This is a genomic window from Enterobacter sp. 50793107, from assembly GCF_001463365.1.
Lineage (GTDB): Bacteria > Pseudomonadota > Gammaproteobacteria > Enterobacterales > Enterobacteriaceae > Enterobacter > Enterobacter cloacae.
In genome coordinates this window covers 27,633-53,665 of record NZ_LNII01000047.1, presented here as the reverse complement: position 1 = coordinate 53,665, position 26,033 = coordinate 27,633, and the positions used below count along the sequence as shown (strand labels likewise).

Sequence of the window (26,033 nt, the reverse complement as noted above, 5' to 3'; positions counted from 1 at the left end):
ATCTTAACGACATTTCGGGATTATGATCTGGTCGCGCTTTCAGAACTTTACTGCCCCTCAAAACACCGGAAACTAACTTGTGGTTGGTTACATGGCAAAGTTAAAACTCCAGAATCACGGGTAATGATTTCAATGCTTATTATATTTTTTGGAATTGACTCATGAGCTTTATAATTTAAATGATAATAATAACCATTCTTTTATGCGTAATATTTGCTACTGACACTGATGAATTTAAAAGAAGATAGATTTTCATTTACGGATTATTTCCTAAATTCATCGATAATGTGATCGACATAAAATTTTCACTGAAGAATGAAGAGATAATTTAAGGCCGAGCGAAATAGCTCAAAATGGTGTATTTAACATAACAGAAGAAATGAAAGGCTCTATCGCAACCTGATACTTCAGGCCGCTAAGGGGTTAATCTTGTTGAAGAAAAATTAGACCGGGAAGCGCCAGGCGTCACCATTTCTCCCGCCTGGCTGGAAGTGAAGAATAATTGTGCATAGCTCCGTATTCGGGCTTTGCATCTGACAATGGTTCCCTGGATGAAAGTACGATCTCCACTCCAAGGACGCTGAACACCCTAAACAAACGCTCAAAACCAGCACTTGCAGGGTTGGCCTCTAGTCGGGCATAAGTTTGCTGTGTTATACCCAAACGTTCAGAAACATCTTTTTGCGTCAGTCCATTGGCTTTGCGAAAGCCGATTAAAACAGGACGTAACTGATTCAAAGTCTTCAAAGCGTATTGAGTGTTCATAAGTGACCTTCCGTATCGACGGGTTAACAAGCATAACGCAGGGATTTACAGCATATAGGCTGTAATGCTCATTAACAGACTATAGGCTGTAATACGAATCTTGCCAAGATGCGGCATCTTTCAAATACAAGGCCGTATTGGGTAAGCAGTACACCGTTATATAGCACCCCTTGCCCCTTTGCTGGAGAGGGACCCACGTGATCGCAGGTCTTTTAGACGTTGTTGCTAACCGGCATCATACACAGGTGGTAACCCCCAGGGAAACTCTATGAGTGATAATTTATTCCTGCCCCAATCAAAATATAAAACCTTATCTAACTAGCTTTCTTAGTATTTTATAAATGAAGTGAAATTAGCGAAGAAGTTTTACATTGTAAAGTGAGCAAAAATATTTACCATTCAACTGGCAAAATTTACAATCTGCAGCCCTTAGCCTGAGAAAATGCACATTAACAGAATAATCATCAAGTCCGATAGAGGCATAACTTACGTCCTCAAAAATATCAGAAATAAATGAGTTGAAATTACAAAAATTAACTTCACTTAACATCTTGAACACCGCAGAAATATATCTATCATGCATTATCTTGACTTCGATAACCTTAGATAAACTTGAATGCGACTTACATTTGAAGAGATCAAAGAGAAAGTAAATCAGCATATTTTTATTGTCCGAAATCCATTTTAAAATTTTATTACGTGCACATGGTAATATATACACTGGATTTTTGAAAGGGTTTGAAACGTCAACCACAAGGGAACAATAACCATGAGGATTTATTCCACTTATAATTAAGTCACTAAGTCCTTTCACTGCATTCAAATAGTTATCAAAACAAACCTCATATAAACTGGTACTATGAACTGCACATTTAGATTCAAACAACCATCTATGACGCAGATAACCAATGCCTTTAGAGTGTATATCTTCAACAATACATTTGTGACAGTAACGAATGTTTGAGATGTTTACCAATGGATATGAATTAGTTATGTGAAAATTTTTCCGACAGGCATCTTCAACAGCGTTAAAATACCCGTAAACACCAGAAGATAACGACACTATATTGGAAGTTAGTATATAACCATTTCTAGTGGCAAGAATGTCATATATATCCTGCAAGCTATGCAGTTTGTACATATCAATCAGTTCGAAACGAGGAAAGGCATCGTACCTTAGTGCGCCATGCTTTGATATTATGTTCCTGCAATTGGATAAGTTATACATTATCTGTGAACGCAGAAGAAAACTGTGCCACAATTCATTTTCGTAAACCATATAACTCCCTCTTATTTAATTAGTTCCATTTTTCTGAGAAGTATCATTGTCATTGGTAGTTTATCTCTGTATTTCAAAAGCCAGCCATGCCCTCCCAGTAAAGCATCTAGACTTGTAAGTGACATCGAGTACTGCCCCTGAGATAAAACATCATTTATTAATGATGATGAGATAATATCTCTCTCGCTCCAGTCTACTCTTTTATTTTTATAGCATCGTATTGTTTTAGGAAGACAGGAATTAAGCCAGTCACATTCATGTTTATTTAGCCAATAGAAACTTGCATAACAACTTTCTTTGACTAACTTTCGTGTTATAGAAACGGATTGATTATGTATAAATCTTAATATTTTCTGCTTATGACGCCGTCTTAAAGAATCTTTTTTACATTTTTTACGCCATGAGCATAAACCGTAACAAGATGAAATTACAGAGGATACAGCTCCTTCCGATAATGAGTTTTTCTCAGCTATGGATGCCAGACTAAACCCCCTTACAGCCATAGACTTGATAAGCAATTCAGTGAATATATTAATTTTTGTGTTTCGCTTAAACGCCCTCAGGTATTTTTTATAAATAAGTGTTTTAATGTAACATCTGCTGCGACTAAATTCCTTCCCAAGGTTGCTAACACTAGTATTATTTTCAACTATATGAAAACTGTATTTCTTATGACTTTTAAAGATTTCTTTCTTTTTATTAGTACGACTTCCTGCATACGTTGGCCAGCAAGTATTTAACAAACAATAACAAAGCAAAAGATGCTTTGTGGGATGCTGACAACATTTGTCTTTGAGTATAGGCTCCCAGTAATGATAATCAGTTAGGGATGTTGGTATAAGTCCCGATGAACCCTCCCCAAATAACTGGCACTTAGCATAAACATGTGCGTAGAATACATTTTTCTTTAAATTTCCATCCAATGATAATAAATTCAACTTTTTAAGTACATCCATGTAATTGGGGTGTGTAATATCTTTTCTTCTGATTATATTTAGGGACTCATAACAAAACTTAGCAAAATCGAAGTCTATCTCATTGCTAAGTTGTTCTGTATACGAAACAGGAGGCATCAGTCCAATACGTATGTGCGGTGAAGAAGGGACATGGATGCTTTCAAGCGCTACCGGATGCCGATGGCAGGTTGTAACCCCATGAAGCTGATGCGCCAGATGCCAATAAGTAACACCATAATGAAAAGTATCTTCACGAGCGCAAACCGGGCAAAACTTCAATAGTGTGCGCTGCCCTAGTGAAAAATTACTAAGGCGGCACAATCGATTAAGCCTGGCAGGGGTCGTGTTGAAATCCATAATTTCATTACGACTGATTGGTAGTGCCCAGGCAAAAAGAGGGAGTAAAGTCTGTTCATGCCAGAGCTGATCTGCACTTTCGGATGTATGAAGAGAAATAGCCTTTAATCCTGAATTGAGAATTGGATGGACGTTCATATCAGGTTTGTTGAAAATGATCGTTAACAGAGAAGATGGGGACATACCGTACACGGTAGTTGTCCGACAAAACCGGCTGAACAAGGATTCATCAGGCAAAACAGGCAACATTCTCATTTCCCACACCTCTCTTTGACCGTTACGAACTGTTACCTCATTACAATTTATTAAGTGGATCTATATTTATAAGCCCGCAACGCTGAAGAGCATCGTAGGTATTTTTCTTTTCAGCTGTTCTGTTGATAACAAGATCGTGGTCAAGAGACAGTATTTTCTCGTCGAAATTGCGCAAAACCTCGTCTATTTTTCCTACGAATTCCTTGTGCTGTGGCCTGTCTATATCCCCAGGGATCAAAGACTTTAGGGACTTCTCTGCCATGATTTTAGCCGAAGCATCACCCTCATTAGATGCAGAGAGCCATTTAGCTTCCTCATCTTCAGTCGCGGCCCCCGGGAGTGGAGTATCCTTATATTCCTCCGTATGACTCACGAGTACCGGTACAGAGGCCGACAAGACTGCGCCAGTGATGATTTCATTGCCGCTACCGATAACCTTTAATTGTGCCCCCCGATAAATCATCTGAGCCAATCCAATATTGCCTTTAGATAAAATGAATAATTTTTCGTTTAACTCATCATTTAATGGAGTTTCAACATTTGTCCATTGTAATGGCCATAAATAATGAATAAACGATTGCCAGTCTTGTGAATCGTATCTAACATTCTTAATTTTCATGTAACCACCAGACTCTGCCCGCCTGGCAATTCTCATTTTCTTTGTCAGCGTCTCGTCAAAAGGATGATTTCCACAAAAAACCATAGATACCCCCATGGAATCTACAATTTCATGTAAAAAATCAATCAACTTACTCTCACCCCCGGTTCTTGAAAATTTAAGCCTCTGCATTTCATCAATAACAAGGATACCCAAAAATGATGATTTAATTCTTTGTGCAATCTGGCGAGCCAGAGCACCATTTCTAATCTCAGGTGTAGTTCGTTCAATACCAATTGCATCATCTAATTTTTGTAAAATCTCTTCACAAAGGTCTCTCACACTTGAATTGTATGGACAATTAATCTTTACCCATACAATTTGCTTACTGAAGCCGGGAAAAACTCCTTTATAGCTGCTGTGTTCTATAATCTGAGGGAAATGATCCATGACTTGCTCAATCATGGTAGTTTTTCCAGAACCACTCATTCCAACTATCGTAATAGTTTCAGCCTGGGATTTAAAATATCCACTTTCTGGCTCAATATCAGGACGCTCATTTCCATAGTAATGAAGATATTGAATTGTTCCGCTTTTTAAAGGATTACGAGCTGCATAGCTTTCCCTAAGTGCCCGTAATATCATCTTATAAGCCTGGATAAGATTGGTTTGAGGGCAACGGAATTTCTTTATACGTTCGACATACTGCTCTCTAACATTCGCCGGGGCAGTCCAGCGGATTTTTTCGTCAATTTCGGGGAAATAACTCATTTCCAGAAGTACTTCATCTTCCGTAAGCGCTTCAGGAAGTGCTTCAATTAAGGGATTGCCACGATACTCAGGTAACTCCTGTTCTTTATATATCGCTGAAACGCGCCGTATAAGGTTCATTATTCTGCGTCCTCAGTCTTCTTCTTACCTTTTAACCATCTTTGTTTCTCCTCCCGGCCAGGCAAAAGCAGAACATTACTGGATGAAGGAAGTAGGGGTTCAGATCTTCCATTAGCAACATGAGTTCGCCCTAATGAATCAAGTTCATTTTTCCTGTTTTTTTTAATATCTTTACCATGTACCCGACGAGATTCGTATATTTCATTTAATCTTTCGTTACCTTTCCTGTTAAATTCATCTTTATTATTGATATTGCTGAGCGAATCCAGAGTAAATAAATTAATTTCTTTTTGAGTATCTACCCAATCAGCCATTACATCTGTATCAAGATGAGCTTTCCCTTTAAATACATCTCTTTTCTTAAGTAGGTAATGTTTTTTGAAAATGCTATTTTTGTCAAATCTTACATATATATAATCTACGCAATTGTCATCTATTCTTGCTTCACAAGTGGTTCTTCCAAATACTCTGACACCTGATGCAATTTCAGGATCACATTCATAAAAAAGATTATTGTACTGAATCCCACCGGCGGTAATGTTAGCGTTCACAGGGATTAACAATCGTGCGATCACTTCGTCGGCCCCAACGGCTCTTGCGCTGAATCTCCCGTGCTTTAAGCTTATCATCCAACTATTTTTTGGTGATATTACGAGATCATTTTCAATCAGTAAGGGATTGATATAAGCCAGTTCCTCATACGTTCTCTGATTATGTGCAAGTATCTCCCGAATCAGTAAAGACGTGACCTCCTGAATCGTTAAACAAGCCCTGGATTGCGGTGTTGGCTCTCCTTTAACAATCTTTCCCCTTCGTGTTGTTCCAATAAGCCTATGAATAACCTCATCATTCAGAATGCCGAAACAGCGTTCAACAATGCTTTTTCTGTCGCCTCTACCGACTGGCGCAAACTCAAGTTTTGTCAGGGGGGTCATCTCTTCCTGAGGTTTAAGACCAATCATCTCCCCGTTGTCACACATCAATGTTAATGGAATGTGAGAACAAGGCCAATCATCATCAGTAATAGAGATTCCAAATAATCTACAATATTCTTTTTTTGGCATAAAGCAATTTGCTAACGCTTGTCGGGCGGCTCGCCATGAAGCATGGTATAAAGAAACATGAAGGCCAACAATCATTCTTGTTGCACGATCCACCACTGTATAAATAGTAGGACGCCCAATGACTTTTCGTCTGTTTAAACTCGAAATAAGATGTACATCAGCGACAGTTGAGTCTATTTCGAAAACATCACCCGGCAAAACAGTTGTATTAGCCACACTACCTAAAAGCGCCCGCATTTTGAGGTCTATTTCTTTTTTCGTGTTCTTCTTATTTATCGAGAAATCTTTAGTGAAGAGTTTTTTATTCCAGTATGAAAATTGTTTTAAAGAAGGAACATATGGAGCTCTATTTTCTAGGTTTGCTGTTTTAATTTCATCCCTAAAATACAAATCAATATGTCTCTCTAATGTTTTCTTTATCGTATCTCCGTTAACTTTATAATGATACGTAATGAGAGATTTTCTAATATTATTTATATCTCTTTCATTAAGAATGAAAACACGTGATCGTTCATTAGGTAATGCTCTGTTTTTTTTGGAATTCCCAAGTTTAATTTCATGTTTGATTCTACTTTTCCCAGCGGCGCCACAGTTCGAGAATGCGGGTAGCAATGCATAAATATCCTGCCCATGTCGCCAATACAACGCCAGAAGCGTTCTGATAGTATATTGTGATATTTTTTTATTTCTGGAGTAATCCATTAAAAGGTGCGACTTTTTATGTAATGCATAGTCGAACAGAAACATTCTGTCATCTACAAGATCTTTAATGATATTGTAATTTTCATCTCGCCTTCCTCTGTCTTTATCTGTTAATTCTTTCTCATCTACTAACATATATGAAGGATATATATAATCTTTACAAGTTATGCTATTTGATTCAATATAATATTTAAACATTGAAAATGAGAAAGGGATTGGCTTACCCGTTCTTTCTGATTTTATTTTAAACAAAATTAACAAATCGACCTTTCTGTCAAAATCCAAAACACGGTAAAGTCCCTCTGCAAGCAAATCAGTGCCTTGAGAGAGCCAGACTGAATTCCTAATAATATCCATTTGCGTTCAGTCCTATATAGTGGTCATTGGAAATTATCTTTATCAGACCGGTTTCGAGTATTGGATATGATAAATCAACATTTATCATTTTTAATCCAATCATTGCCTGCAATAACATCATCGCTTCTTGTGCATCTACCCCAAAGATTGATGAAATCATTGCACGTAGTCCTACTATGGGATAAACATCTGGTTTAAGCTTCCATAGGATTTTATCAAGAGGATATTTATCATAAAATTCAGAACCATCTCTTAATACAGAAGTAGCCCAGCAAATGTTTTTACCGACGACGTTATTGAGTTCCGAGCCAACATAAATTTGAAACTCAACATCAATCAACTGCCAAAACATCCTCTCTATTTCAAGTTTTTGGGCTTCGCGTTCAGGTATGCTCTCGTTATGTTTTACTGCTATAGCTTTGTATCGAAGTCCGCCTTCAGGAGTTCTCAAGGTCAGTAAAAAATCGGTTGTCATAACATTCAGAACTTCGACAGGTACTCCTCTTACTCCCCTCACCATAGGATGTTGAAAATGTAGATGATTTGCTATTTGTTGGGTAAGCCGGAGAGGAAAGAGTGGGAATTGTTCCCGGATATCAATCACCGAGTCATTAAACTCAGCCAGATAGAAAAAGTTACTTTCGACAGAAGAAAGGAGATGATGGTTTCGAAACGTCTTAAGGCCAAAGACTATCGAACGGTTTCCACGGGATTTAACGTCCTGAGCTCTAAGCCAGGGCTGATAACTTTGGCCATAGCCCACTCCTATGCCGTCACCTAGCGCATTTTCATAATCCAAATAGGATTTGAGACGCCTACCCCTAGCCATGATCGTACCCTAAAAACGACATTGATACGTACCTATATGTGCATTTTATAGTCTCCAACCCTATAACCACACATTCAGTAAGTATACAACATTAGCGTCGTTTTTTGAGAATGGTTACAACTTTAGTGCTTTGTGTACAACTTTATTGTCCTCGGACATCGGCCAGTGCCTGCGCACACGCCCAGGCACTGGCCCACGCCCACTGGAAGTTATACCCGCCGAGCCAGCCGGTCACATCCATCACTTCACCGATGAAGTAGAGGCCCGGCACGTTGCGCGCTTCCATCGTGCGCGAGGAGAGCTCATTCGTGTCGACACCGCCCAGCGTGACCTCCGCCGTGCGGTAGCCTTCAGTGCCGTTGGGCTGCACGCGCCAGTTTGTCAGGGTCTCTACCAGCGTCTCCTGCTCGCGGCTGTTAAGCTGCTTAAGGGAAACATCCGGGATCTGCCCTAACCCCTGCAAACACTCTACCAGACGCTTCGGCAACTGCATCGCGAGGGTATTTTTCAGGCTCTGATTCGGGTGCGCCGCACGCTGTTCATTGAGGAACGCATCCAGATCGCACTCCGGCAGCAGGTTAACCGTGACGAACTCGCCCGGCTGCCAGTAGCTGGAGATTTGCAGCACCGCCGGGCCGGAGAGGCCGCGGTGGGTAAAGAGCAAGTTTTCGCGGAACACCGTTCCGTCTTCGGCGGTAATAACGGAAGGAACAGAAACACCAGAAAGCGTCTGAAGTTGTTCCAGAAGCGGTTTGTGCAGAGTAAAAGGAACCAGTCCCGCACGCGTTGGCAGCACCTTCAGGCCAAACTGCTCGGCAATTTTGTAGCCGAACGGCGAGGCGCCCAGCCCCGGCATCGACAGACCGCCGCTGGCAATGACCAGGTTATCGGCGCTGACGCTTTCGCCGTTGAGCTGCAGCGTATAGCCCTGCTCGTCGCGGGATACGTCCAGCACCTCTGTACGCAGGCGCATTACCACGCCGCCCTTCTCGCACTCGGCCACCAGCATATCGACAATCTGCTGCGCGGAGTCGTCGCAGAACAGCTGCCCCAACGTCTTCTCATGCCACGCGATACCGTGCTTACCCACAAGATCGATAAAATCCCACTGGGTATAACGCGCCAGCGCAGATTTACAAAAATGGCGGTTCTGGCTCAGATAGGCCGCAGGTTCGACATACAGGTTCGTAAAGTTGCAGCGCCCGCCGCCAGACATCAGGATCTTGCGCCCAGGCTTTTTACCGTTATCCAGCAGCAGCACGCGACGACCCGCCTGTCCGACCATCGCCGCACAAAACATACCCGCCGCACCGGCGCCAATTACCACGGCATCAAACCTTTCCACGTCAAAACCCTCGTTGTTCACTGCCGCGGATTGTAAAGTTTCCTCTGTGGTCACACCAGCGTAAAAAGATATTACAAAGCCATTTCATTGAAATTTAAAGAATATCCTTTCAGGCACTTTTCCCAAATCAGGTGGTATGTCAAAAAAAGTCTATATTTCACTTTGCCCGCCGCGCATTTGTCCTGGATAATGCGCCGCGTTCATGTCCTCAAAATGGCGTAACGTCCTATGCTACATTTGTTTGCCGGCCTGGATTTACATACCGGGCTTTTATTATTGCTTGCTCTGGTTTTTGTACTGTTTTACGAAGCGATCAACGGCTTCCACGACACTGCAAACGCAGTAGCAACGGTTATCTACACTCGCGCAATGCGATCGCAACTGGCGGTCGTTATGGCGGCGGTATTTAACTTTTTTGGTGTCCTTCTGGGCGGACTGAGCGTTGCGTATGCCATTGTGCATATGCTGCCAACGGATCTGCTGCTTAACGTAAGTTCTGGCCATGGCCTCGCTATGGTGTTCTCAATGCTGCTTGCTGCAATTATCTGGAACCTCGGTACCTGGTATTTCGGCCTGCCTGCATCCAGTTCTCACACCCTCATCGGTGCCATTATCGGTATCGGGTTAACCAACGCCCTGATGACCGGCACCTCGGTTGTTGATGCGCTTAACCTGCCTAAAGTACTGGGTATTTTCGGTTCTCTGATCATCTCCCCTATCGTCGGTCTGGTGGTTGCAGGTGGATTGATTTTCATTCTGCGTCGCTACTGGAGCAACACGAAAAAACGTGCGCGTATCCACCTGACGCCAGCAGAGCGTGAGAAGAAAGACGGCAAGAAAAAGCCACCATTCTGGACGCGTATCGCCCTGATCATTTCCGCCATCGGCGTGGCCTTCTCTCACGGCGCGAACGACGGGCAGAAAGGCATCGGTCTGGTGATGCTGGTTCTGATTGGCGTTGCACCGGCGGGCTTCGTGGTTAACATGAATGCCTCCGGTTATGAAATCACCCGTACCCGTGATGCGGTCAATAACGTTGAAACCTATTTCCAGCAGCATCCTGAACTGCTGAAAAAAGCGACCGGCGTTGACCAGCTGATCCCGTCGCCTGAAGCGGGTGCGACCACCGCGCCGGGCGAGTTCCACTGCCACCCGGCAAACGCGATTAACGCGCTGGAACGTGCAAAAGGCATGCTGGGCGATATCGAAAGCTACGACAAACTGGCCGTTGAGCAACGTGGTCAGCTGCGTCGCATTATGCTCTGCATCTCTGACGTGACCGACAAAGTCGCGAAGTTGCCAGACGTAAATGCTGACGACAAGCGTCTGCTGAAGAAACTGAAAAGCGATATGCTCAACACCATTGAGTACGCGCCAATCTGGATCATCATGGCTGTCGCGCTGGCGCTGGGTATCGGTACGATGATTGGCTGGCGTCGTGTGGCAACCACCATCGGCGAGAAGATCGGTAAGAAAGGCATGACCTATGCGCAGGGCATGTCCGCGCAGATGACGGCGGCGGTCTCTATCGGTCTGGCAAGCTACACCGGTATGCCGGTCTCCACCACCCACGTACTCTCTTCGTCCGTGGCAGGTACCATGATTGTTGATGGCGGCGGTCTGCAACGCAAAACCGTGACCAACATTCTGATGGCCTGGGTGTTTACGCTTCCGGCGTCTATCCTGCTCTCGGGTGGGTTGTACTGGATTGCGCTGAAGCTGATTTAATCGGCTGAAGGCGACAAAAAAGCGGGTCAGGAAACTGACCCGCTTTTTTTATGCTCAGTGCCAAATCATTAAGGCAATCATACTGACGACGACCAGGCCACACAGGGCGCTGGTCAAAATGAACTGGCGACGCAGGCGCTCGCAGCGGCGGATAAACTCTTCATCGTGATGATCCCGGTAGCGCTGGTAGTAGATATACCCGACCAGGCGCATCTGTTTGCTGGGCTGTCCATGCGAGGTGAAGAACCCTCCACCGTCCACATACTGATAAAGCAACGGATCGCAACCACGAAGTACCACTAACAGCGCACGTAACGATGAGAAGTAGCGCGCCATATTCACTATGCAAACTACGCATAACGCCCAAAACAATGCGACGGTGCTAATCATACATCCTCCCCGGCGTCGGCCCACGAAGCAAGGCTTCTGAGCTACCGCACCCCAATGCCCTGACAGACAGTTCAGTGAAAGAATGACCAAAAGTCGATCCGGTTCGCGTTTTAATATCCGAACGGTTCATTAAATAGTGTAGGAGATCCGTTAATTTTTTTGCCACAAGGTTAATCGTTATCAACACCAAAGCTTGAAAAATATGTTTAACTGGGCCGTAATGAAAGCATCAGACGACGGCTTTCTGTTTAGTCATCGATAACTTAAGGAAGGAGTAACACTATGGCTTACAAACACATTCTCATCGCGGTAGACCTCTCCCCGGAGAGCAAAGTGCTGGTTGATAAAGCAGTATCCATGGCACGCCCTTACAACGCGAAAGTTTCGCTGATTCACGTTGATGTGAATTACTCCGACCTTTATACCGGTCTGATCGACGTGAATCTCGGCGATATGCAAAAACGCATCTCCGAAGAGACACACCACGCCCTGAGCGAGCTGTCCACCAACGCAGGTTACCCGATCACTGAAACCTTAAGCGGTAGCGGCGATCTGGGCCAGGTGCTGGTCGATGCGATTAAGAAATACGATATGGACCTGGTGGTTTGCGGTCATCACCAGGACTTCTGGAGCAAGCTGATGTCCTCAGCGCGTCAGCTGATCAATACCGTTCACGTGGATATGCTGATTGTTCCGCTGCGTGACGAAGACGACGAGTAAGTGCAAAAAAGCCCGGTGGCGCTAACGCTTACCGGGCCTACAAATGGCACTGAACGTAGGCCGGGTAAGGCGAAGCCGCCACCCGGCTTTTTTATTCCGGCGTACCCGAATAAATATCAAACCGGTGCCCTTTGGTGGTCACCGCGTTGGTCGTCGCAACGTCCGCCAGCGGCGGCGCGTAGTCCGGGCGTTTCACCACCACCCGCTTCGTTGCAAGCTGACGGGCAGGCTCAAGCAGGCCGTCCGCATCCAGATCCGGCCCCACCAGCGACTGAAACACCCGCATCTCTTTTTTCACCAGCGCGCTTTTCTGCTTATGCGGGAACATCGGATCGAGATAGACCACCTGCGGGCGCGGGGTGATATCGGTCAACGCCGTCAGGCTGGAGGCGTGGATCAGCTGTAAACGTTCCTGCAACCACGGGCCGATTTCCGGGTCCGCGTAACCACGAGTCAGGCCGTCATCCAGCAACGCGGCCACCACCGGGTTGCGCTCCAGCATCCGCACGCGGCAGCCGACAGACGCCAGCACAAACGCATCGCGCCCCAACCCCGCCGTGGCATCCACCACGTCCGGAAGATAGCTCCCTTTGATGCCGACGGCTTTTGCAACAGCCTCACCGCGGCCGCCGCCAAACTTGCGCCGGTGCGCCATCGCGCCCCCGACAAAATCGACAAAAATCCCGCCGAGTTTCGGTTCGTCGCGTTTACGTAATTCGAGATGCTCTGGCGTCATCACCAGCGCCATCAGGTTTTCTTCATCGTGCTCCAGCCCCCAACGGGCGGCCAGAACAGATAAGGCGCCGTCTCCGGCGCCTGTTTCATCCACTAAGCAGATCTTCACGTAGCAATCAGCCTTTGATCCCGTAATGCTCAAGCATCGCATCCAGCTGCGGCTCGCGGCCACGGAAGCGTTTGAACAGCTCCATCGGCTCTTCTGAGCCGCCGCGGGTCAGGATGTTATCGAGGAACGACTGACCGGTTTCACGGTTAAAAATCCCCTCTTCTTCAAAGCGAGAGAAAGCATCCGCCGCCAGGACATCGGCCCACAGGTAGCTGTAATAACCTGCCGCATAGCCGCCCGCGAAGATGTGGCTGAACGCGTGCGGGAAGCGACCCCAGGTTGGCCCTGGAATAACCGCGACCTGCTTTTTAATCTCAGCCAGGGTTTCGAGGATTTTTGCCCCCTGCTCCGGGCTAAACTCGGCGTGCAGGCGGAAGTCGAACAGGCCGAACTCCAGCTGGCGCAGAATAAACATTGCCGCCTGGTAGTTCTTGGCTGCCAGCATTTTATCCAGCAGTTCTTTCGGCAGCGGTTCGCCGGTCTCGTAGTGGCCGGAGATAAACGCCAGCGCGTCCGGCTCCCAGCACCAGTTTTCCATAAACTGGCTCGGCAGCTCGACCGCATCCCACGGCACACCGCTGATACCGGCCACGCCTGCGGTTTCAATGCGGGTCAGCATATGGTGCAGACCGTGACCGAACTCATGGAACAGGGTGATCACTTCGTCGTGGGTGAACAGCGCCGGCTTGCCGTTGACCGGGCGGTTGAAGTTACAGGTCAGGTAAGCGACCGGCTTCTGCAGGGAACCGTCGGCTTTACGCATCTGGCCGACGCAGTCATCCATCCACGCCCCGCCACGCTTGTTCTCACGCGCGTAGAGATCGAGGTAGAAGCTGCCGCGCAGTTCGTTTTTCTCGTCATACAATTCGAAGAAGCGCACGTCCGGATGCCAGACGTCGATATCGGTACGCTCTTTAGCGGTGATGCCGTAGATGCGTTTCACCACTTCGAACAGGCCATTAACGGCTTTGTTTTCCGGGAAGTACGGGCGCAGCTGCTCGTCGCTGATGCTGTAGAGGTGCTGCTTCTGTTTTTCGCTGTAATACGCGATGTCCCACGGCTGCAGCTCATCCACGCCGAACTCCGCTTTGGCGAAGGCGCGCAGCTGGGCCAGCTCTTTTTCACCCTGAGGACGGGCGCGTTTCGCCAGATCGGTCAGGAAATCGAGCACCTGCTGCGGGTTCTCGGCCATTTTGGTGGCGAGGGATTTGTCCGCGTAGCTGTCAAAGCCCAGCAGCTGTGCCAGCTCGTGACGCAGGGCGAGGATTTCCGCCATCACCGGGCTGTTATCCCACTTACCGGCATTCGGCCCCTGATCGGAGGCGCGGGTGCTGTAGGCGCGGTACATCTCTTCACGCAATGCCTGGTTGTCGCAGTAGGTCATCACCGGCAGATAGCTTGGGATATCCAGCGTTAACAGGAAACCTTCCTGCTCTTTCGCTTCGGCCTGGGCTTTTGCCGCCGCCAGTGCGCTTTCCGGCATACCCGCCAGCTCTGCTTCGTCGGTAATCAGCTTCGTCCAGCCCATGGTGGCGTCGAGCACGTTGTTGCTGTACTGGTTACCCAGCTCAGACAGGCGCGCCGCGATTTCGCCGTAGCGAACCTGCTTCTCTTTTGGCAGGCCAATCCCGGAAAGCTCGAAATCACGCAGGGCGTTATCGACGGATTTTTTCTGTGCGGTGTTCAGTTCGGCATAGTGGTCGCCGTCGCGCAGATCGCGATACGCCTTGTAGAGCCCTTCGTGCTGGCCGACCCAGGTGCTGTACTCGGAGAGCAGCGGCAGGGTTTGTTCGTAGGCTTCACGCAACTCCGGGCTGTTTTTTACCGAGTTGAGGTGGCTTACCGGGGAGAAGATACGCCCCAGCACGTCATCCACTTCGGCCAGCGGCTGACACAGATTTTCCCAGGTGTACGGCCCGCCCTGCGCGACCACGCTTTCTACCGCCGCGCGGCAGTTGTCCAGCGCTTGCGTAACGGCTGGAACCACATGCTCAGGGAGGATTTTAGAAAACGGTGGCAACGAAAAAGGCGTCAGTAATGGATTGGTCATAAACGCTGTCCTGTTGAATTTGATGAATGAAGCGCGCATCCGGCGCTGTGCATATGGTTCAGTAATGGGGTTAAGTGTAGAGGATTTCAATGCCGGGCGTTGCGCTTTCGCGGCCGTGGAAACTTTTCTGTATACTGTGGCGATACGCTCTATTTTTGCCCGATGGCGCTACGCTTATCGGGCCTACGTTGACTACCCGGAACACATTCATCCATGCTCAGTTATCGCCACAGCTTTCACGCAGGCAACCACGCCGACGTCCTCAAACACACCGTTCAGAGCCTGATCATCGAATCACTCAAAGAGAAAGAGAAGCCGTTTCTTTATCTGGACACCCACGCGGGCGCGGGCCGCTATCAGCTGAGCGGTGAACACGCCGAGCGTACCGGTGAATATCTGGAAGGGATCGCCCGTATCTGGCAGCAGGACGATCTGCCTGCCGAACTGGAACCGTACATTGGTGTGGTGAATCATTTCAACCGCAACGGCCAGTTGCGCTACTATCCGGGCTCGCCATTGATTGCCCGTCAGCTGCTGCGTGAGCAGGACAGCCTGCAGTTGACCGAGCTGCACCCAAGCGATTTCCCGCTGCTGCGTTCTGAGTTCCAGAAAGACAGCCGCGCCCGCGTGGACAAAGCCGATGGCTACCTGCAGCTGAAAGCCAAACTGCCGCCGGTCTCCCGTCGCGGCCTGGTGCTGATAGACCCGCCATACGAAATCAAAACCGACTATCAGGCGGTGGTCACCGGCATTAACGAAGGTTACAAACGTTTTGCGACCGGCACCTACGCCCTGTGGTATCCGGTGGTCCTGCGCGCGCAGATCAAGCGCATGATCAAAGACCTGGAAGCGACCGGCATCCGCAAAATCCTGCAGATTGAACTGGCCGTCCGTCCGGACAGCGACCAGCGCGGCATGACCGCCTCCGGCATGATTGTCATTAACCCGCCATGGAAGCTCGAAGCGCAGATGAACAACGTTCTGCCATGGCTGCATAAAACGCTGGTACCTGCCGGGACAGGTCACGCCACCGTCAGCTGGATCGTGCCAGAGTAATCGCAGCCATCGGTGGAAACTATTGATTTCAGGTATACAATCGCGGCAATTCACGATTAAGGATAAAAGCTATGACTAAGCATTATGACTACATCGCAATCGGCGGCGGTAGCGGCGGCATCGCCTCCATCAACCGTGCGGCCATGTATGGCCAGAAGTGTGCGCTGATTGAAGCCAAAGCGCTGGGCGGCACCTGCGTCAACGTGGGTTGTGTACCGAAAAAGGTGATGTGGCATGCGGCGCAAATCCGTGAAGCCATCCATATGTATGGCCCGGATTACGGCTTTGACACCACGATCAACCACTTCGACTGGGAGAAGCTGATCGCCAGCCGTACGGCCTACATCGACCGCATTCACACCTCGTACGATAACGTGCTGGGTAAGAATAACGTAGATGTGATCCACGGCTTCGCCCGCTTTGTGGACGCGAAAACGATCGAAGTGAACGGGGAGACGATCACTGCCGATCATATCCTGATCGCTACCGGCGGCCGTCCGAGTCACCCGAACATCCCGGGTGCCGAATACGGCATCGACTCCGACGGTTTCTTCGAGCTGCCAGCCCTGCCAGAGCGCGTTGCGGTGGTGGGCGCGGGTTACATCGCGGTCGAACTGGCCGGTGTGATTAACGGTCTGGGCGCTGAAGCGCACCTGTTCGTGCGTAAACATGCGCCGCTGCGCAGCTTTGATCCGCTGATCGTCGACACCTTAGTAGAAGTGATGAACACCGAAGGTCCAACCCTGCATACCAACGCCGTGCCAAAAGCGGTGATTAAAAATGCAGACGGCAGCCTGACCCTGGAGCTGGAAGATGGCCGCAGCCAGACCGTCGACTGCCTGATCTGGGCGATTGGCCGTGAACCGGCGAATGACAACTTCAACCTGGCCGTAACCGGCGTGAAAACCGATGAAAAAGGCTATATCGTCGTCGATAAATTCCAGAACACCAGCGTACCGGGCATTTACGCGGTGGGCGATAACACCGGTGCCGTTGAACTGACCCCGGTGGCCGTTGCGGCGGGGCGTCGCCTTTCCGAACGTCTGTTCAACAACAAGCCGGACGAGCACCTGGATTACAGCAACATCCCGACCGTGGTCTTCAGCCACCCGCCTATCGGCACCGTCGGTTTAACCGAGCCGCAGGCGCGCGAGCAGTATGGCGACGATCAGGTGAAAGTGTATAAATCTGCGTTTACCGCAATGTATACCGCCGTCACCTCGCACCGTCAGCCGTGCCGCATGAAGCTGGTCTGCGTGGGCCCGGAAGAGAAGATTGTCGGTATCCACGGCATTGGCTTTGGCATGGATGAGATCCTGCAGGGCTTTGCAGTGGCGCTGAAGATGGGCGCGACGAAGAAAGACTTCGATAATACCGTGGCGATCCACCCAACGGCGGCCGAAGAGTTTGTGACCATGCGCTAGTCCTGATGCCCCTCCACTGAGGGGCATTCTTTTTTACATTCACAAATCGTTGCAAAACGAATGCTCCGAAAAGAGTGATCTACCGCACATATTCCTCCCCATCTACCGAAGCGAATGTCTACGCTTATAAGACGCCCGGATAAACCTGTCTTCAAGAACACCTAACCGGAGGTCCTTATCATTATGTTCAACCAGAAACTACAGGCTAACGAGAACATCGCGTTCGAGATCGCAGAAGAGCTGCGCTACGAGACCGATCCCTGCGAGTTGAAACTGGATGAGATGATTGAGGCGGAGCCGGAGCCAGAAATGATCGAGGGGCTACCCGCCTCCGATGCCCTGACCCCCGCTGACCGTTACCTTGAGCTGTTCGAACATGTGCAGTCAACAAGGCTGTTTGCGGATAGCAAAACCTTTCCCGACTGCGCGCCGAAGATGGATCCGCTGGATATTTTGATCCGCTATCGTAAGGTGCGACGCCACCGGGATTTCGACCTGCGCCAGTTCGTGGAGAATCACTTCTGGCTGCCCGAGACCTATAGCACGGAGTATGTGTCCGACCCGGGGCTGTCGCTTAAAGAGCATATCGACAGCCTGTGGCCCGTGCTGACGCGCGAGCCGCAGGATCATATTCCCTGGTCTTCCCTGCTAGCTCTGCCGCAGGCCTATATCGTCCCCGGCGGACGATTCAGCGAGACCTACTACTGGGATTCCTACTTCTCGATGCTGGGGCTGGCCGAGAGCGGCCGTAACGATCTGCTGAAGTGCATGGCGGATAACTTCGCGTGGCTGATCGAGCGTTACGGCCATATCCCGAACGGCAACCGAACCTACTACCTCAGCCGCTCCCAGCCGCCGGTCTTTGCCCTGATGGTGGAGCTGTTTGAAGAGGACGGGGTGCGCGGTGCGAAGCGCTACCTTGAGCACCTCAAAATGGAGCACGCCTTCTGGATGGACGGCGCGGAGTCGCTACTGCTGAATCAGGCCTATCGCAGCGCGGTGCGTATGCCGGATGGCTCATTGCTGAACCGCTACTGGGATGACCGTGACACTCCGCGCGACGAATCGTGGATTGAGGACGTGGAGACGGCCCGCCATTCCGGTCGACCACCCAATGAGGTGTATCGCGATCTGCGTGCAGGGGCGGCCTCCGGCTGGGATTACTCCTCCCGCTGGCTGCGCGAACCGGGCCGACTGGCCAGCATTCGCACCACTCAGTTTATCCCTATCGACCTGAACGCCTTCCTGTTCAAGCTGGAAAGCGCTATCGCCAATATCTCGGCGTCGAAAGGAGATAAGGAGACGGCTGACCTGTTCCGCCAGAAAGCCAGCGATCGCCGGGCAGCGGTGAACCGCTACCTGTGGGATGAAGAGAATGGCTGCTACCGCGATTACGACTGGCGTCGGGAAAATATGGCGTTGTTCTCTGCGGCGAGCATTGTGCCGCTGTATGTCGGAATGGCGACCCATGAGCAGGCAGAACGCTTGTCTGATGCGGTTAAATCACGTCTGCTCACCCCGGGCGGTATCCTGGCGACCGAGTACGAAACCGGCGAGCAGTGGGATAAACCCAATGGCTGGGCGCCGCTGCAGTGGATGGCCATTCAGGGCTTCAAGCAGTACGGCAACGACTCGCTGGGCGATGAAATCGCCTGGAGCTGGCTGCATACGGTGAATCATTTTTATAAGACTCACCATAAGCTGATTGAGAAGTATCACATCGCCAGCAGTACCCCACGCGAAGGGGGCGGCGGTGAGTATCCATTGCAGGATGGCTTTGGCTGGACGAATGGCGTGGTGCGGCGGTTGATTGGGTTGTATGGGGAGCCTTGAGTGGGGTGCGGTCTGGTGCCCTCACCCCGCCCTCTCCCACCGGGAGAGGGCGTTACGATCAGCGGATCACCTCATAAATGGCAGACTGAATAGCCTGCCATTTTTTCGTGCTGGCATTCGGCTGTGACTCGGCGCGGCGCGTCGCCATATCCAAATCGTGCTGCTGGCGTTTCACCACGGCCGGGACGGTGCAAAACGCTTTAAGGTACTGTTTACGCAGGGATGTCAGCGATTCGCCATTCGCCATGGCATGGGTGAGCGTATTGATAAACCGGCGGCACGGCTTCTCTTCCACCATGTGCTGTCGGTAGCGCAACATCAGCTCCAGCACGTCGTCATGGTTGGATGACATCGCCTCTTCGGTCCATGACAGCTTCCAGTCCATTCCACCCTGCAAAAAGAGCTGCGCAATGCGGGTGTCGTTGCGGTTGATGGCCGAGCGGAAATTATTCTCGTCCCAGGTAATGCCCATGCGCGTCAGCGTCTCCCGCGAGGAGGGCGTTTCCCGCATCTCCTGCGGCGCAGGCGTTTCGGTGGCGGCCACTGCAGTCTCTGCTGGCGCGCTGCTGGTCACCAGCCAGAATCCTCCCACAACAATCGCAATGACCATCACGCCCACTGCGCCCCATAACACGCCGGAGATGAGCTGCTCGCGTTGTTCTGGCGTGCGCGGGGCGCGCTGGGTCGGTTTTTCTATGGTGTCACGGACTTCAAATAAATCCCCGCCGGTGACCCGATCCCTTTTCTGTGCTTTTTCCCAGAAAGCGTGCAGTTCGCTGGCATCCACCGCCATTATCCCGGCCGGGTTGACGCGGGTTCGCCCCTCTTCAAACGCACGCTGAACGGGCCGGGTGATTTGGGTGTAGTAGTTGTCGAGTAGCTGGATTTGCGCCGAGGTTAATGCTTTCTGAACGGTAAGGTTGTTGCGGATCTGGCGGATGTCATCAAGGAAGGTTTGCAGCGTTTTGCGCGGCTCCACCAGCAGCGTCAGCATGGACGAATCGCTGAACAGCGACGCGTAGTAGCGGCTGTACTCTTTTTTATCCACCAGCATCTGGGCCAGCTCGCTGAACATCATGCCGCTTAGCACATCGTTGATGTCGCCAAGCTTCAGCCAGCGCCGCACGCGGTCAGCGTTAAACAGGGTCTTCAGGTGGTTATTCAGACGGACCTGATCGGGCCACGCCTGCTGGATAAGCCCTTTAATCATCAGTTCAATTGCACGTACCTGCTTGTGCGCCTGCTGCTGTTCAAGATCGCTGCCCGGCGCCAGCTCGGTACTGTAGGTGAGAAGAGGCTGTTGCAGACGAAGATGTTCCAGCGCGGTGACAAACCGCATCGCCGCAATAAGCTGATTTTCACTGACATCCTGCCCGCTTTCATACTGTGGTACGCGCTGCTGCAACAGGCGCAGTTGCAGGGTAAATTCTGACATCTCGGCATCGTTCAGGTTGAGCTTCTTCGCCACGGCCCCCCATCCGCCCAGGCCTAAACGGGCGCTATCCAGCTGCTCCAGAAACCAGCGTGGATCTTTTCCCTCAGAAACATGTACATTCAGGAGAAGCAATATTTCCACAGAGGCCTGACGAATGACCGCCAGACAGTGTTCAAACTGTTCGCGGTTATGGTGTGATGTGCTGAGCGTCATTGTTTTCCTTAAAAGACCACGAAGACATCCAAAAGGGGCCCGGAACGGCCGTTTTTCTTTTTATTTATACGCGCTTAACCATACCTGACTTTCTGTTGAAATAAAGTGACAGTCCTAAAATCATTTATATTGTTTCAGGAGAATCTGAATGCCTCAGCTAACCACCTCGCGTCTTATCTGCTCGCCGTTACAGGAAGATGACTGGCCCTTTTTTCTGGCGCTACAGCAAGACCCGGATGTGATGCGCTTTGTCGCGCAGGATCGCACTGTGGCGGACATTCGTGAGGCCTTCGACTCCCGACTGACGCCATGGACGCCCGGCTGCATGCACTGGCTCTGCCTCGTGGTTCGCGATAACGCCAGCCAGACTCCGCTGGGGGTGACCGGCTACCAACACCACGAATCGGATTGCGCCGAAGTCGGTTTCCTTTTCGCCCCCGCGGCCCAGGGAAAAGGCTACGGCTTTGAATCCCTGCAGGCACTCTGTGATTATGCCTTCCACCAGGGGGGGATCCGCCGCCTCACCGCCACCGTCACGGCAGGGAATATCGCCTCCCGGTGTCTGCTGGAAAAAGCCCACTTCCGGCTGGAGGGTGAGCTGCGTGAGAGCTATTACCTTGGCGGCCGCTGGCATAATGACTGGCTATTCGGTTTATTACAGCGCGACTATCTGGAAAATATCAGCTGAGCAACGGCCATTTGGCGGATATGTCTCGTGCCGTATTTCCTCTACAGTAGTGTCTGAAAGAGGAAAATACCATGTTGAAGCTATCTTCTGCTGCCGTTGAATTAGTTAAAAAACAGCAAGGGCTGTCTCTGGAAAAATACCGTGATGAGCACGGTACTGAGGTTATTGGGTATGGTCACGTTATTCAGCAATGGGAGAAGTTCCATGGTCTTATTACCGTTGCTGAAGCAGAGCGCTTGTTAGATAACGATATTCAGATTTATGAGACGTTAATTCAGGAAAATATCGCCCAGCCATTAACGCAACACCAGCACGATGCGCTGGTGTTGTTAATGTTCAGTTTTAGTGACACACCGTGTCCAATAAACGCCATCGCTCAGGCGGTGAGCCGGGTATAGCACATTGCCGCCTGCGTGCGATTTTTTACATCCAGCCGCCGGAAAAGTGACTCCAGATGGGCCTTTACCGTTGCCGCACTGATATTGAGCGTGCGGCCAATCTCTTTATTCGACTCCCCGGCGGCCAGTAACTTGAGCACTTCACGCTGGCGCTCGCTTAAGGATAACAACGCCTGGTGTGACGCCTGCTGCGCAAGCCATTCGCCGGGAAAACAGACCATCCCCCGGGAGACCGAATCCAGCACTGCGGCAAACCGCTCGGGACTGGCATTGCGGGGAATAATCGCCTTCACGTTGCGCTGAAACATCTGTTCAGCCCATCGGGTCTCTTTTTTCGTCAGCACCATCACGACACGTATCGCAGGGAAACGCGTGATAATGTCTTTCAGAAAGCTGATGCCCTCATTCTGAATTAATGCGCCGTCAATCATGACGATAGCGGATGGCGACGCGGACAACTGCGCCCATAATTCATCTGCCTGACGGGTTCCTGTCATATTTATTTCAGGAATTAACGTCTGCAAACTGTTTATCGCTCCATGAATAAATATCGACTGCCTGTCAAACATGATTACTCGCATCGTTTTTCTCCCTCTGAGAATAGCGAGGGAGGATTGTATAGAGGCGTTATTTGAGAAAAAACTCAATGAACGGAGAGGTTACAAATTCATCGCCGTTCTTTATATCTGCCCGTATCTGGACACATCTCTTTTAAGGATTTCCTTAAGAGGTTCCGTCCCCTTAAGGAGGCGTATTACAGGAACATCCCACCAGACACTTCAATACGTTGCGCATTCATCCAGCCCAGTTTGTCGCTGAGCAGCGCGGCGATGGCATCACCAATATCATCCGGCAGGCCAACACGCCCCAGCGCGGTTTGCGACGCAAGCAACTGATTAAGCTGCGCGTCATCTCGTACGCGTCCGCCGCCAAAATCGGTCTCAATTGCCCCCGGCGCGATGATATTGACGGAGATCCCGCGTGCGCCCAGCTCTTTGGCCTGATAGCGGGTCAGTACTTCCATCGCCCCTTTCATGGCCGCATAGGTCGCGGAGCCTGGCTGTGTAAAACGCGCCAGCCCGCTGGAGACGTTGAGGATCCGTCCGCCATCTTTCAGCAACGGCAGCAGGCGCTGGGTCAGGAAAAACGGCCCTTTTAAATGTACATTCATTACCTCATCGAACTGCGCTTCTGTCGTCTCGGTATAGGGGGCGTATAAACCCGTTCCGGCATTGTTCAATAAATAATCAAAGGTATCACGCTGCCAGACGGTTCGGAGAGTTTCCTGCAACTGTTGAGCAAAATGTTCGAAATGGGTGATATCTCCGACGTTAAGCTGTAATGCCGCCGCGTTTACCCCTTTTCCCTGAATTTCTTGCACAACATCCAGCGCATCCTGCTGATTGTGATGATAAGTCAGGACAATACCTGTTCCCTCTGCTGCCAGCTTCAGGGCCGCGTTTTTACCCAAACCACGGCTACCACCGGTCACTAAAGCGATACGTTCAGTCATAAGAAACCTCATTTCGGTTGTCAGGGAGATTGAGAAAGAGCTTATTAGCTGATAGAAGATCAATAAAGATGTGACAGAACGCTTCACTGTTTCATTTACAACAACAATGAGCGCTACCGATGGATAAAATTAACGCAATGCAGTTGTTTGTTCGGGTCGCGGAGCTGGAGAGTTTTTCCCGCGCAGCGGAGACGTTGACCCTGCCAAGAGGCAGCGTGTCGCGGCAGATTCAGGCGCTGGAAAACCGCCTGGGCACTCAGCTGCTGCACCGCACCACGCGCCGCGTCAGCCTCACGCAGGACGGCATGGTCTATTACGAACGGGCAAAAGATCTGCTGGCGAACCTTGATGAACTGGACGGTATGTTCCAGCACGATCCCTCCAGTATCAGCGGGCGGCTACGCGTCGATATGCCGGTGGGGGTTGCACGAAATTTAGTCATTCCCAAACTGCCTGCGTTTTTGCAGCAGTATCCGGGTATTGAACTGGAGCTCAGCAGCAGCGATCGTCTGGTGGATGTGATCCGCGAGGGATTTGACTGCGTGGTGCGCGTCGGCACCCTGAAAGATTCCGGGCTTATCGCCCGCCCACTGGGCAAGCTTACGGTTATCAACTGCGCCAGCACGGATTATCTGACGCGGTTTGGTTATCCGGAAACGCTGGACGATTTGGCCTCACATGCGGTAATCCACTACGCCGCGATGCTGGGCACGCGCCCGCAGGGCTTTGAGTTTTATAACGGCAGTGCGACCCAGTGGGTTAAAACGGGCGGCGTCTTAACGGTCAACAGTACCGAGACGTACCATGCCGCCTGCATCGCCGGGCTGGGTATTATCCAGGTTCCCCGCGTGGGCGTTCGTGATTCTCTGCGCACGAAAAAGCTGATTGAAGTTCTGCCGCAATACCGGGCTGAACCCATGCCGGTTTCCCTGATTTACCCCCACCGCCGTAACCTTTCCCGCCGGGTACACCTGTTTATGGAGTGGCTTACGGAAATCACAAAAGCTTACGTGGATTAGTCGCAAGCTATAATTCAATGACATCCAGCTCAACGAAAAGGAAAAAACGCGTGACGCCGGAAAATAACCCGCAACGACCGACTCAACAATTAGATTATGATCCCATCAAGAAGATGGAAACCGGGCCCGAAGAGCCCAGCACACCCGGCAAAGCCAGCAAAGCGCTGGGGACGGTCACTACGCTGGCGGAGAGAGTTCAGCAGATCCCCATGATTGCGCACCTGATACGCGCCGCGGAACGTTTCAACGACCGGATGGGAAATCAGTTTGGTGCAGCGATTACCTATTTTTCCTTTTTGTCGATGATCCCGATCCTGATGGTCTCGTTCGCGGCAGCCGGTTTTGTGCTCGCGTCTCATCCGACGCTGCTGCAGGATATTTTCAATAAGATCCTGAATAACGTCAGTGACCCGACCCTCGCCACCACGCTAAAAAGCACCATCAATACTGCCGTGCAGCAGCGCACCACGGTGGGTATTGTCGGTTTGCTGATTGCACTCTATTCCGGTGTGAACTGGATGGGTAACCTGCGCGAGGCCATTCGCGCCCAGTCGCGCGAAGTATGGGAGCGTAAGCCTCAGGATCAAGAGAAAATTTGGGTTAAGTATTTCCGCGATTTTGTTTCGCTGATTGGTCTGCTGGTGGCGCTGGTCGTCACGCTCTCCATCACCTCGGTCGCCGGTTCCGCGCAGCAGATGATTATCTCCGCGCTCTATCTGGATTACATCGACTGGCTCAAGCCTGCGTGGCGCGGCATCGGGCTGGCGATTTCCATTTTCGCCAACTACCTGCTGTTCTTCTGGATCTTCTGGCGCTTGCCGCGTCATCGTCCGCGCAAAAAAGCGCTGATCCGCGGAACACTGCTCGCGGCAATAGGCTTTGAGGTGATTAAGATCGTGATGACTTATACCCTGCCGTCACTGGTGAAATCCCCTTCTGGCGCCGCGTTTGGCTCCGTTCTGGGGCTGATGGCGTTCTTCTACTTCTTTGCCCGCCTGACGCTGTTCTGCGCGGCGTGGATTGCCACCGCCGAATATAAAGGCGACACGCGCATGCCGGGGAAAACCCACCGCTAATTCCCCCTTTCGGGCTGAAAGTTTCAGCCCGATTCATCATTTCAGCATATATATCCAGTCCGTAACTTTTATTTAACTGAAAACCAGTTATATCCACTGATATTTAAAATCTGTGAAGCATTTCATGGAAGTGTTTTGGCTGGTCTGAACATTATCCGCTTTTTGTTGCTTTTATCACCGGTTCGCGGCTTTGTTACAGATTGAAATGTCGCTTTTGCTGTGCGTAATATGGCCTTTCGTCCGACATA

The 26,033-nt window shown here is 50.2% G+C and carries 22 protein-coding genes; 9 read left to right on the top strand and 13 right to left on the bottom strand.

Annotated elements, in window-relative coordinates:
* Positions 1-465 precede the first annotated feature (465 nt).
* The 7 genes from APU11_RS06220 to APU11_RS06190 all read right to left on the bottom strand — a co-directional run bounded on the left by APU11_RS06220 (position 466) and on the right by APU11_RS06190 (position 9,398).
* On the bottom strand, positions 466-765 hold the full coding sequence (locus APU11_RS06220; RefSeq protein WP_001097216.1) for a helix-turn-helix transcriptional regulator: 300 nt from the start codon (positions 763-765) through the stop codon (positions 466-468).
* A 352-nt stretch (positions 766-1,117) separates the two neighbouring features.
* On the bottom strand, positions 1,118-2,044 hold the full coding sequence (locus APU11_RS06215; RefSeq protein WP_000262423.1) for a hypothetical protein: 927 nt from the start codon (positions 2,042-2,044) through the stop codon (positions 1,118-1,120).
* Between the two features lie 11 nt (positions 2,045-2,055).
* Positions 2,056-3,612, bottom strand: coding sequence for a TnsD family Tn7-like transposition protein (locus APU11_RS06210; RefSeq protein WP_001324699.1), 1,557 nt, complete (start codon positions 3,610-3,612; stop codon positions 2,056-2,058).
* Between the two features lie 40 nt (positions 3,613-3,652).
* The gene (locus APU11_RS06205; protein WP_001049180.1) at positions 3,653-5,101 is read right to left on the bottom strand and encodes an ATP-binding protein; all 1,449 of its coding nucleotides are present in this window, start codon (positions 5,099-5,101) and stop codon (positions 3,653-3,655) included.
* Positions 5,101-7,224 (bottom strand): transposase, encoded by a 2,124-nt coding sequence (locus APU11_RS06200; RefSeq protein ID WP_000351437.1) that lies wholly within the window; start codon positions 7,222-7,224, stop codon positions 5,101-5,103. Before APU11_RS06200 ends, APU11_RS06205 begins: the two co-directional genes overlap by 1 nt.
* Complete coding sequence (locus APU11_RS06195) at positions 7,211-8,053, bottom strand: TnsA endonuclease N-terminal domain-containing protein (protein ID WP_000090707.1); 843 nt, start codon at positions 8,051-8,053, stop codon at positions 7,211-7,213. The genes APU11_RS06200 and APU11_RS06195 overlap by 14 nt, the downstream gene beginning before the upstream one ends.
* A 142-nt stretch (positions 8,054-8,195) precedes the next feature.
* On the bottom strand, positions 8,196-9,398 hold the full coding sequence (locus APU11_RS06190; RefSeq protein WP_058650548.1) for an NAD(P)/FAD-dependent oxidoreductase: 1,203 nt from the start codon (positions 9,396-9,398) through the stop codon (positions 8,196-8,198).
* 228 nt (positions 9,399-9,626) lie between these two features.
* Between APU11_RS06190 and pitA the strand changes: the two genes are divergently transcribed.
* The gene (pitA, locus tag APU11_RS06185; RefSeq protein ID WP_013099193.1) at positions 9,627-11,126 is read left to right on the top strand and encodes an inorganic phosphate transporter PitA; all 1,500 of its coding nucleotides are present in this window, start codon (positions 9,627-9,629) and stop codon (positions 11,124-11,126) included.
* Positions 11,127-11,180: 54 nt separating this feature from the next.
* Here pitA and uspB read toward each other — a convergent pair whose 3' ends face one another.
* Entirely contained in the window at positions 11,181-11,516 is a 336-nt protein-coding gene (gene uspB, locus APU11_RS06180) for a universal stress protein UspB (RefSeq protein WP_003861224.1), read from the bottom strand.
* Between the two features lie 282 nt (positions 11,517-11,798).
* Between uspB and uspA the strand changes: the two genes are divergently transcribed.
* Positions 11,799-12,236 (top strand): universal stress protein UspA, encoded by a 438-nt coding sequence (gene uspA / locus APU11_RS06175; protein WP_058650535.1) that lies wholly within the window; start codon positions 11,799-11,801, stop codon positions 12,234-12,236.
* Between the two features lie 91 nt (positions 12,237-12,327).
* On the opposite strand, the gene rsmJ is transcribed toward uspA, so the two are convergent.
* Entirely contained in the window at positions 12,328-13,080 is a 753-nt protein-coding gene (gene rsmJ / locus APU11_RS06170) for a 16S rRNA (guanine(1516)-N(2))-methyltransferase RsmJ (RefSeq protein ID WP_032644932.1), read from the bottom strand.
* A 7-nt stretch (positions 13,081-13,087) separates the two neighbouring features.
* Entirely contained in the window at positions 13,088-15,130 is a 2,043-nt protein-coding gene (gene prlC / locus APU11_RS06165; protein ID WP_013099196.1) for an oligopeptidase A, read from the bottom strand.
* A gap of 213 nt (positions 15,131-15,343) precedes the next feature.
* Between prlC and APU11_RS06160 the strand changes: the two genes are divergently transcribed.
* The 3 genes from APU11_RS06160 to APU11_RS06150 all read left to right on the top strand — a co-directional run bounded on the left by APU11_RS06160 (position 15,344) and on the right by APU11_RS06150 (position 19,443).
* The gene (locus tag APU11_RS06160) at positions 15,344-16,186 is read left to right on the top strand and encodes a 23S rRNA (adenine(2030)-N(6))-methyltransferase RlmJ (protein WP_029883697.1); all 843 of its coding nucleotides are present in this window, start codon (positions 15,344-15,346) and stop codon (positions 16,184-16,186) included.
* A 71-nt stretch (positions 16,187-16,257) separates the two neighbouring features.
* On the top strand, positions 16,258-17,610 hold the full coding sequence (gene gorA / locus APU11_RS06155) for a glutathione-disulfide reductase (protein WP_020687710.1): 1,353 nt from the start codon (positions 16,258-16,260) through the stop codon (positions 17,608-17,610).
* Between the two features lie 183 nt (positions 17,611-17,793).
* A complete protein-coding gene (locus tag APU11_RS06150) occupies positions 17,794-19,443 on the top strand; it encodes an alpha,alpha-trehalase (RefSeq protein ID WP_013099199.1) in 1,650 nt (549 codons plus the stop codon).
* A 58-nt stretch (positions 19,444-19,501) separates the two neighbouring features.
* Here the strand turns inward: APU11_RS06150 and APU11_RS06145 are convergent, their stop codons facing one another.
* A complete protein-coding gene (locus APU11_RS06145) occupies positions 19,502-21,091 on the bottom strand; it encodes an STY4199 family HEPN domain-containing protein (RefSeq protein ID WP_058650536.1) in 1,590 nt (529 codons plus the stop codon).
* Between the two features lie 148 nt (positions 21,092-21,239).
* Between APU11_RS06145 and APU11_RS06140 the strand changes: the two genes are divergently transcribed.
* Together APU11_RS06140 and APU11_RS06135 are read left to right on the top strand one after the other, a co-directional pair.
* The gene (locus APU11_RS06140; protein WP_058650537.1) at positions 21,240-21,779 is read left to right on the top strand and encodes a GNAT family protein; all 540 of its coding nucleotides are present in this window, start codon (positions 21,240-21,242) and stop codon (positions 21,777-21,779) included.
* Positions 21,780-21,850: 71 nt separating this feature from the next.
* Positions 21,851-22,177, top strand: coding sequence for a glycoside hydrolase family protein (locus tag APU11_RS06135; protein WP_058650538.1), 327 nt, complete (start codon positions 21,851-21,853; stop codon positions 22,175-22,177).
* Here APU11_RS06135 and APU11_RS06130 read toward each other — a convergent pair.
* Complete coding sequence (locus tag APU11_RS06130; protein ID WP_038420781.1) at positions 22,156-22,758, bottom strand: response regulator transcription factor; 603 nt, start codon at positions 22,756-22,758, stop codon at positions 22,156-22,158. The genes APU11_RS06135 and APU11_RS06130 overlap by 22 nt on opposite strands.
* Before the next feature lie 173 nt (positions 22,759-22,931).
* The gene (locus tag APU11_RS06125) at positions 22,932-23,690 is read right to left on the bottom strand and encodes an SDR family oxidoreductase (RefSeq protein WP_020686105.1); all 759 of its coding nucleotides are present in this window, start codon (positions 23,688-23,690) and stop codon (positions 22,932-22,934) included.
* Between the two features lie 119 nt (positions 23,691-23,809).
* Between APU11_RS06125 and APU11_RS06120 the strand changes: the two genes are divergently transcribed.
* Positions 23,810-24,709, top strand: coding sequence for a LysR family transcriptional regulator (locus APU11_RS06120; protein WP_029883692.1), 900 nt, complete (start codon positions 23,810-23,812; stop codon positions 24,707-24,709).
* Positions 24,710-24,759: 50 nt separating this feature from the next.
* Positions 24,760-25,785 carry an inner membrane protein YhjD gene (gene yhjD / locus APU11_RS06115; RefSeq protein WP_013099206.1) on the top strand — a complete coding sequence of 342 codons (1,026 nt, stop codon included), beginning with the start codon at positions 24,760-24,762 and terminating at the stop codon, positions 25,783-25,785.
* The last annotated feature ends 248 nt before the right edge of the window (positions 25,786-26,033 follow it).

What these genes read in the sequence shown, in the direction of transcription:
- APU11_RS06160 (WP_029883697.1), top strand. Translation starts at nt 15,344, where the DNA reads ATGCTCAGTTATCGCCACAGCTTTCACGCAGGCAACCACGCCGACGTC.
- APU11_RS06140 (WP_058650537.1), top strand. Translation starts at nt 21,240, where the DNA reads ATGCCTCAGCTAACCACCTCGCGTCTTATCTGCTCGCCGTTACAGGAA.
- APU11_RS06125 (WP_020686105.1), bottom strand. Translation starts at nt 23,690, where the DNA reads ATGACTGAACGTATCGCTTTAGTGACCGGTGGTAGCCGTGGTTTGGGT.
- pitA (WP_013099193.1), top strand. Translation starts at nt 9,627, where the DNA reads ATGCTACATTTGTTTGCCGGCCTGGATTTACATACCGGGCTTTTATTA.
- gorA (WP_020687710.1), top strand. Translation starts at nt 16,258, where the DNA reads ATGACTAAGCATTATGACTACATCGCAATCGGCGGCGGTAGCGGCGGC.
- APU11_RS06145 (WP_058650536.1), bottom strand. Translation starts at nt 21,091, where the DNA reads ATGACGCTCAGCACATCACACCATAACCGCGAACAGTTTGAACACTGT.
- APU11_RS06210 (WP_001324699.1), bottom strand. Translation starts at nt 3,612, where the DNA reads ATGAGAATGTTGCCTGTTTTGCCTGATGAATCCTTGTTCAGCCGGTTT.
- APU11_RS06215 (WP_000262423.1), bottom strand. Translation starts at nt 2,044, where the DNA reads ATGGTTTACGAAAATGAATTGTGGCACAGTTTTCTTCTGCGTTCACAG.
- APU11_RS06120 (WP_029883692.1), top strand. Translation starts at nt 23,810, where the DNA reads ATGGATAAAATTAACGCAATGCAGTTGTTTGTTCGGGTCGCGGAGCTG.
- prlC (WP_013099196.1), bottom strand. Translation starts at nt 15,130, where the DNA reads ATGACCAATCCATTACTGACGCCTTTTTCGTTGCCACCGTTTTCTAAA.
- APU11_RS06195 (WP_000090707.1), bottom strand. Translation starts at nt 8,053, where the DNA reads ATGGCTAGGGGTAGGCGTCTCAAATCCTATTTGGATTATGAAAATGCG.
- uspB (WP_003861224.1), bottom strand. Translation starts at nt 11,516, where the DNA reads ATGATTAGCACCGTCGCATTGTTTTGGGCGTTATGCGTAGTTTGCATA.
- APU11_RS06150 (WP_013099199.1), top strand. Translation starts at nt 17,794, where the DNA reads ATGTTCAACCAGAAACTACAGGCTAACGAGAACATCGCGTTCGAGATC.
- uspA (WP_058650535.1), top strand. Translation starts at nt 11,799, where the DNA reads ATGGCTTACAAACACATTCTCATCGCGGTAGACCTCTCCCCGGAGAGC.
- APU11_RS06220 (WP_001097216.1), bottom strand. Translation starts at nt 765, where the DNA reads ATGAACACTCAATACGCTTTGAAGACTTTGAATCAGTTACGTCCTGTT.
- APU11_RS06200 (WP_000351437.1), bottom strand. Translation starts at nt 7,224, where the DNA reads ATGGATATTATTAGGAATTCAGTCTGGCTCTCTCAAGGCACTGATTTG.
- APU11_RS06205 (WP_001049180.1), bottom strand. Translation starts at nt 5,101, where the DNA reads ATGAACCTTATACGGCGCGTTTCAGCGATATATAAAGAACAGGAGTTA.
- APU11_RS06130 (WP_038420781.1), bottom strand. Translation starts at nt 22,758, where the DNA reads ATGCGAGTAATCATGTTTGACAGGCAGTCGATATTTATTCATGGAGCG.
- APU11_RS06135 (WP_058650538.1), top strand. Translation starts at nt 21,851, where the DNA reads ATGTTGAAGCTATCTTCTGCTGCCGTTGAATTAGTTAAAAAACAGCAA.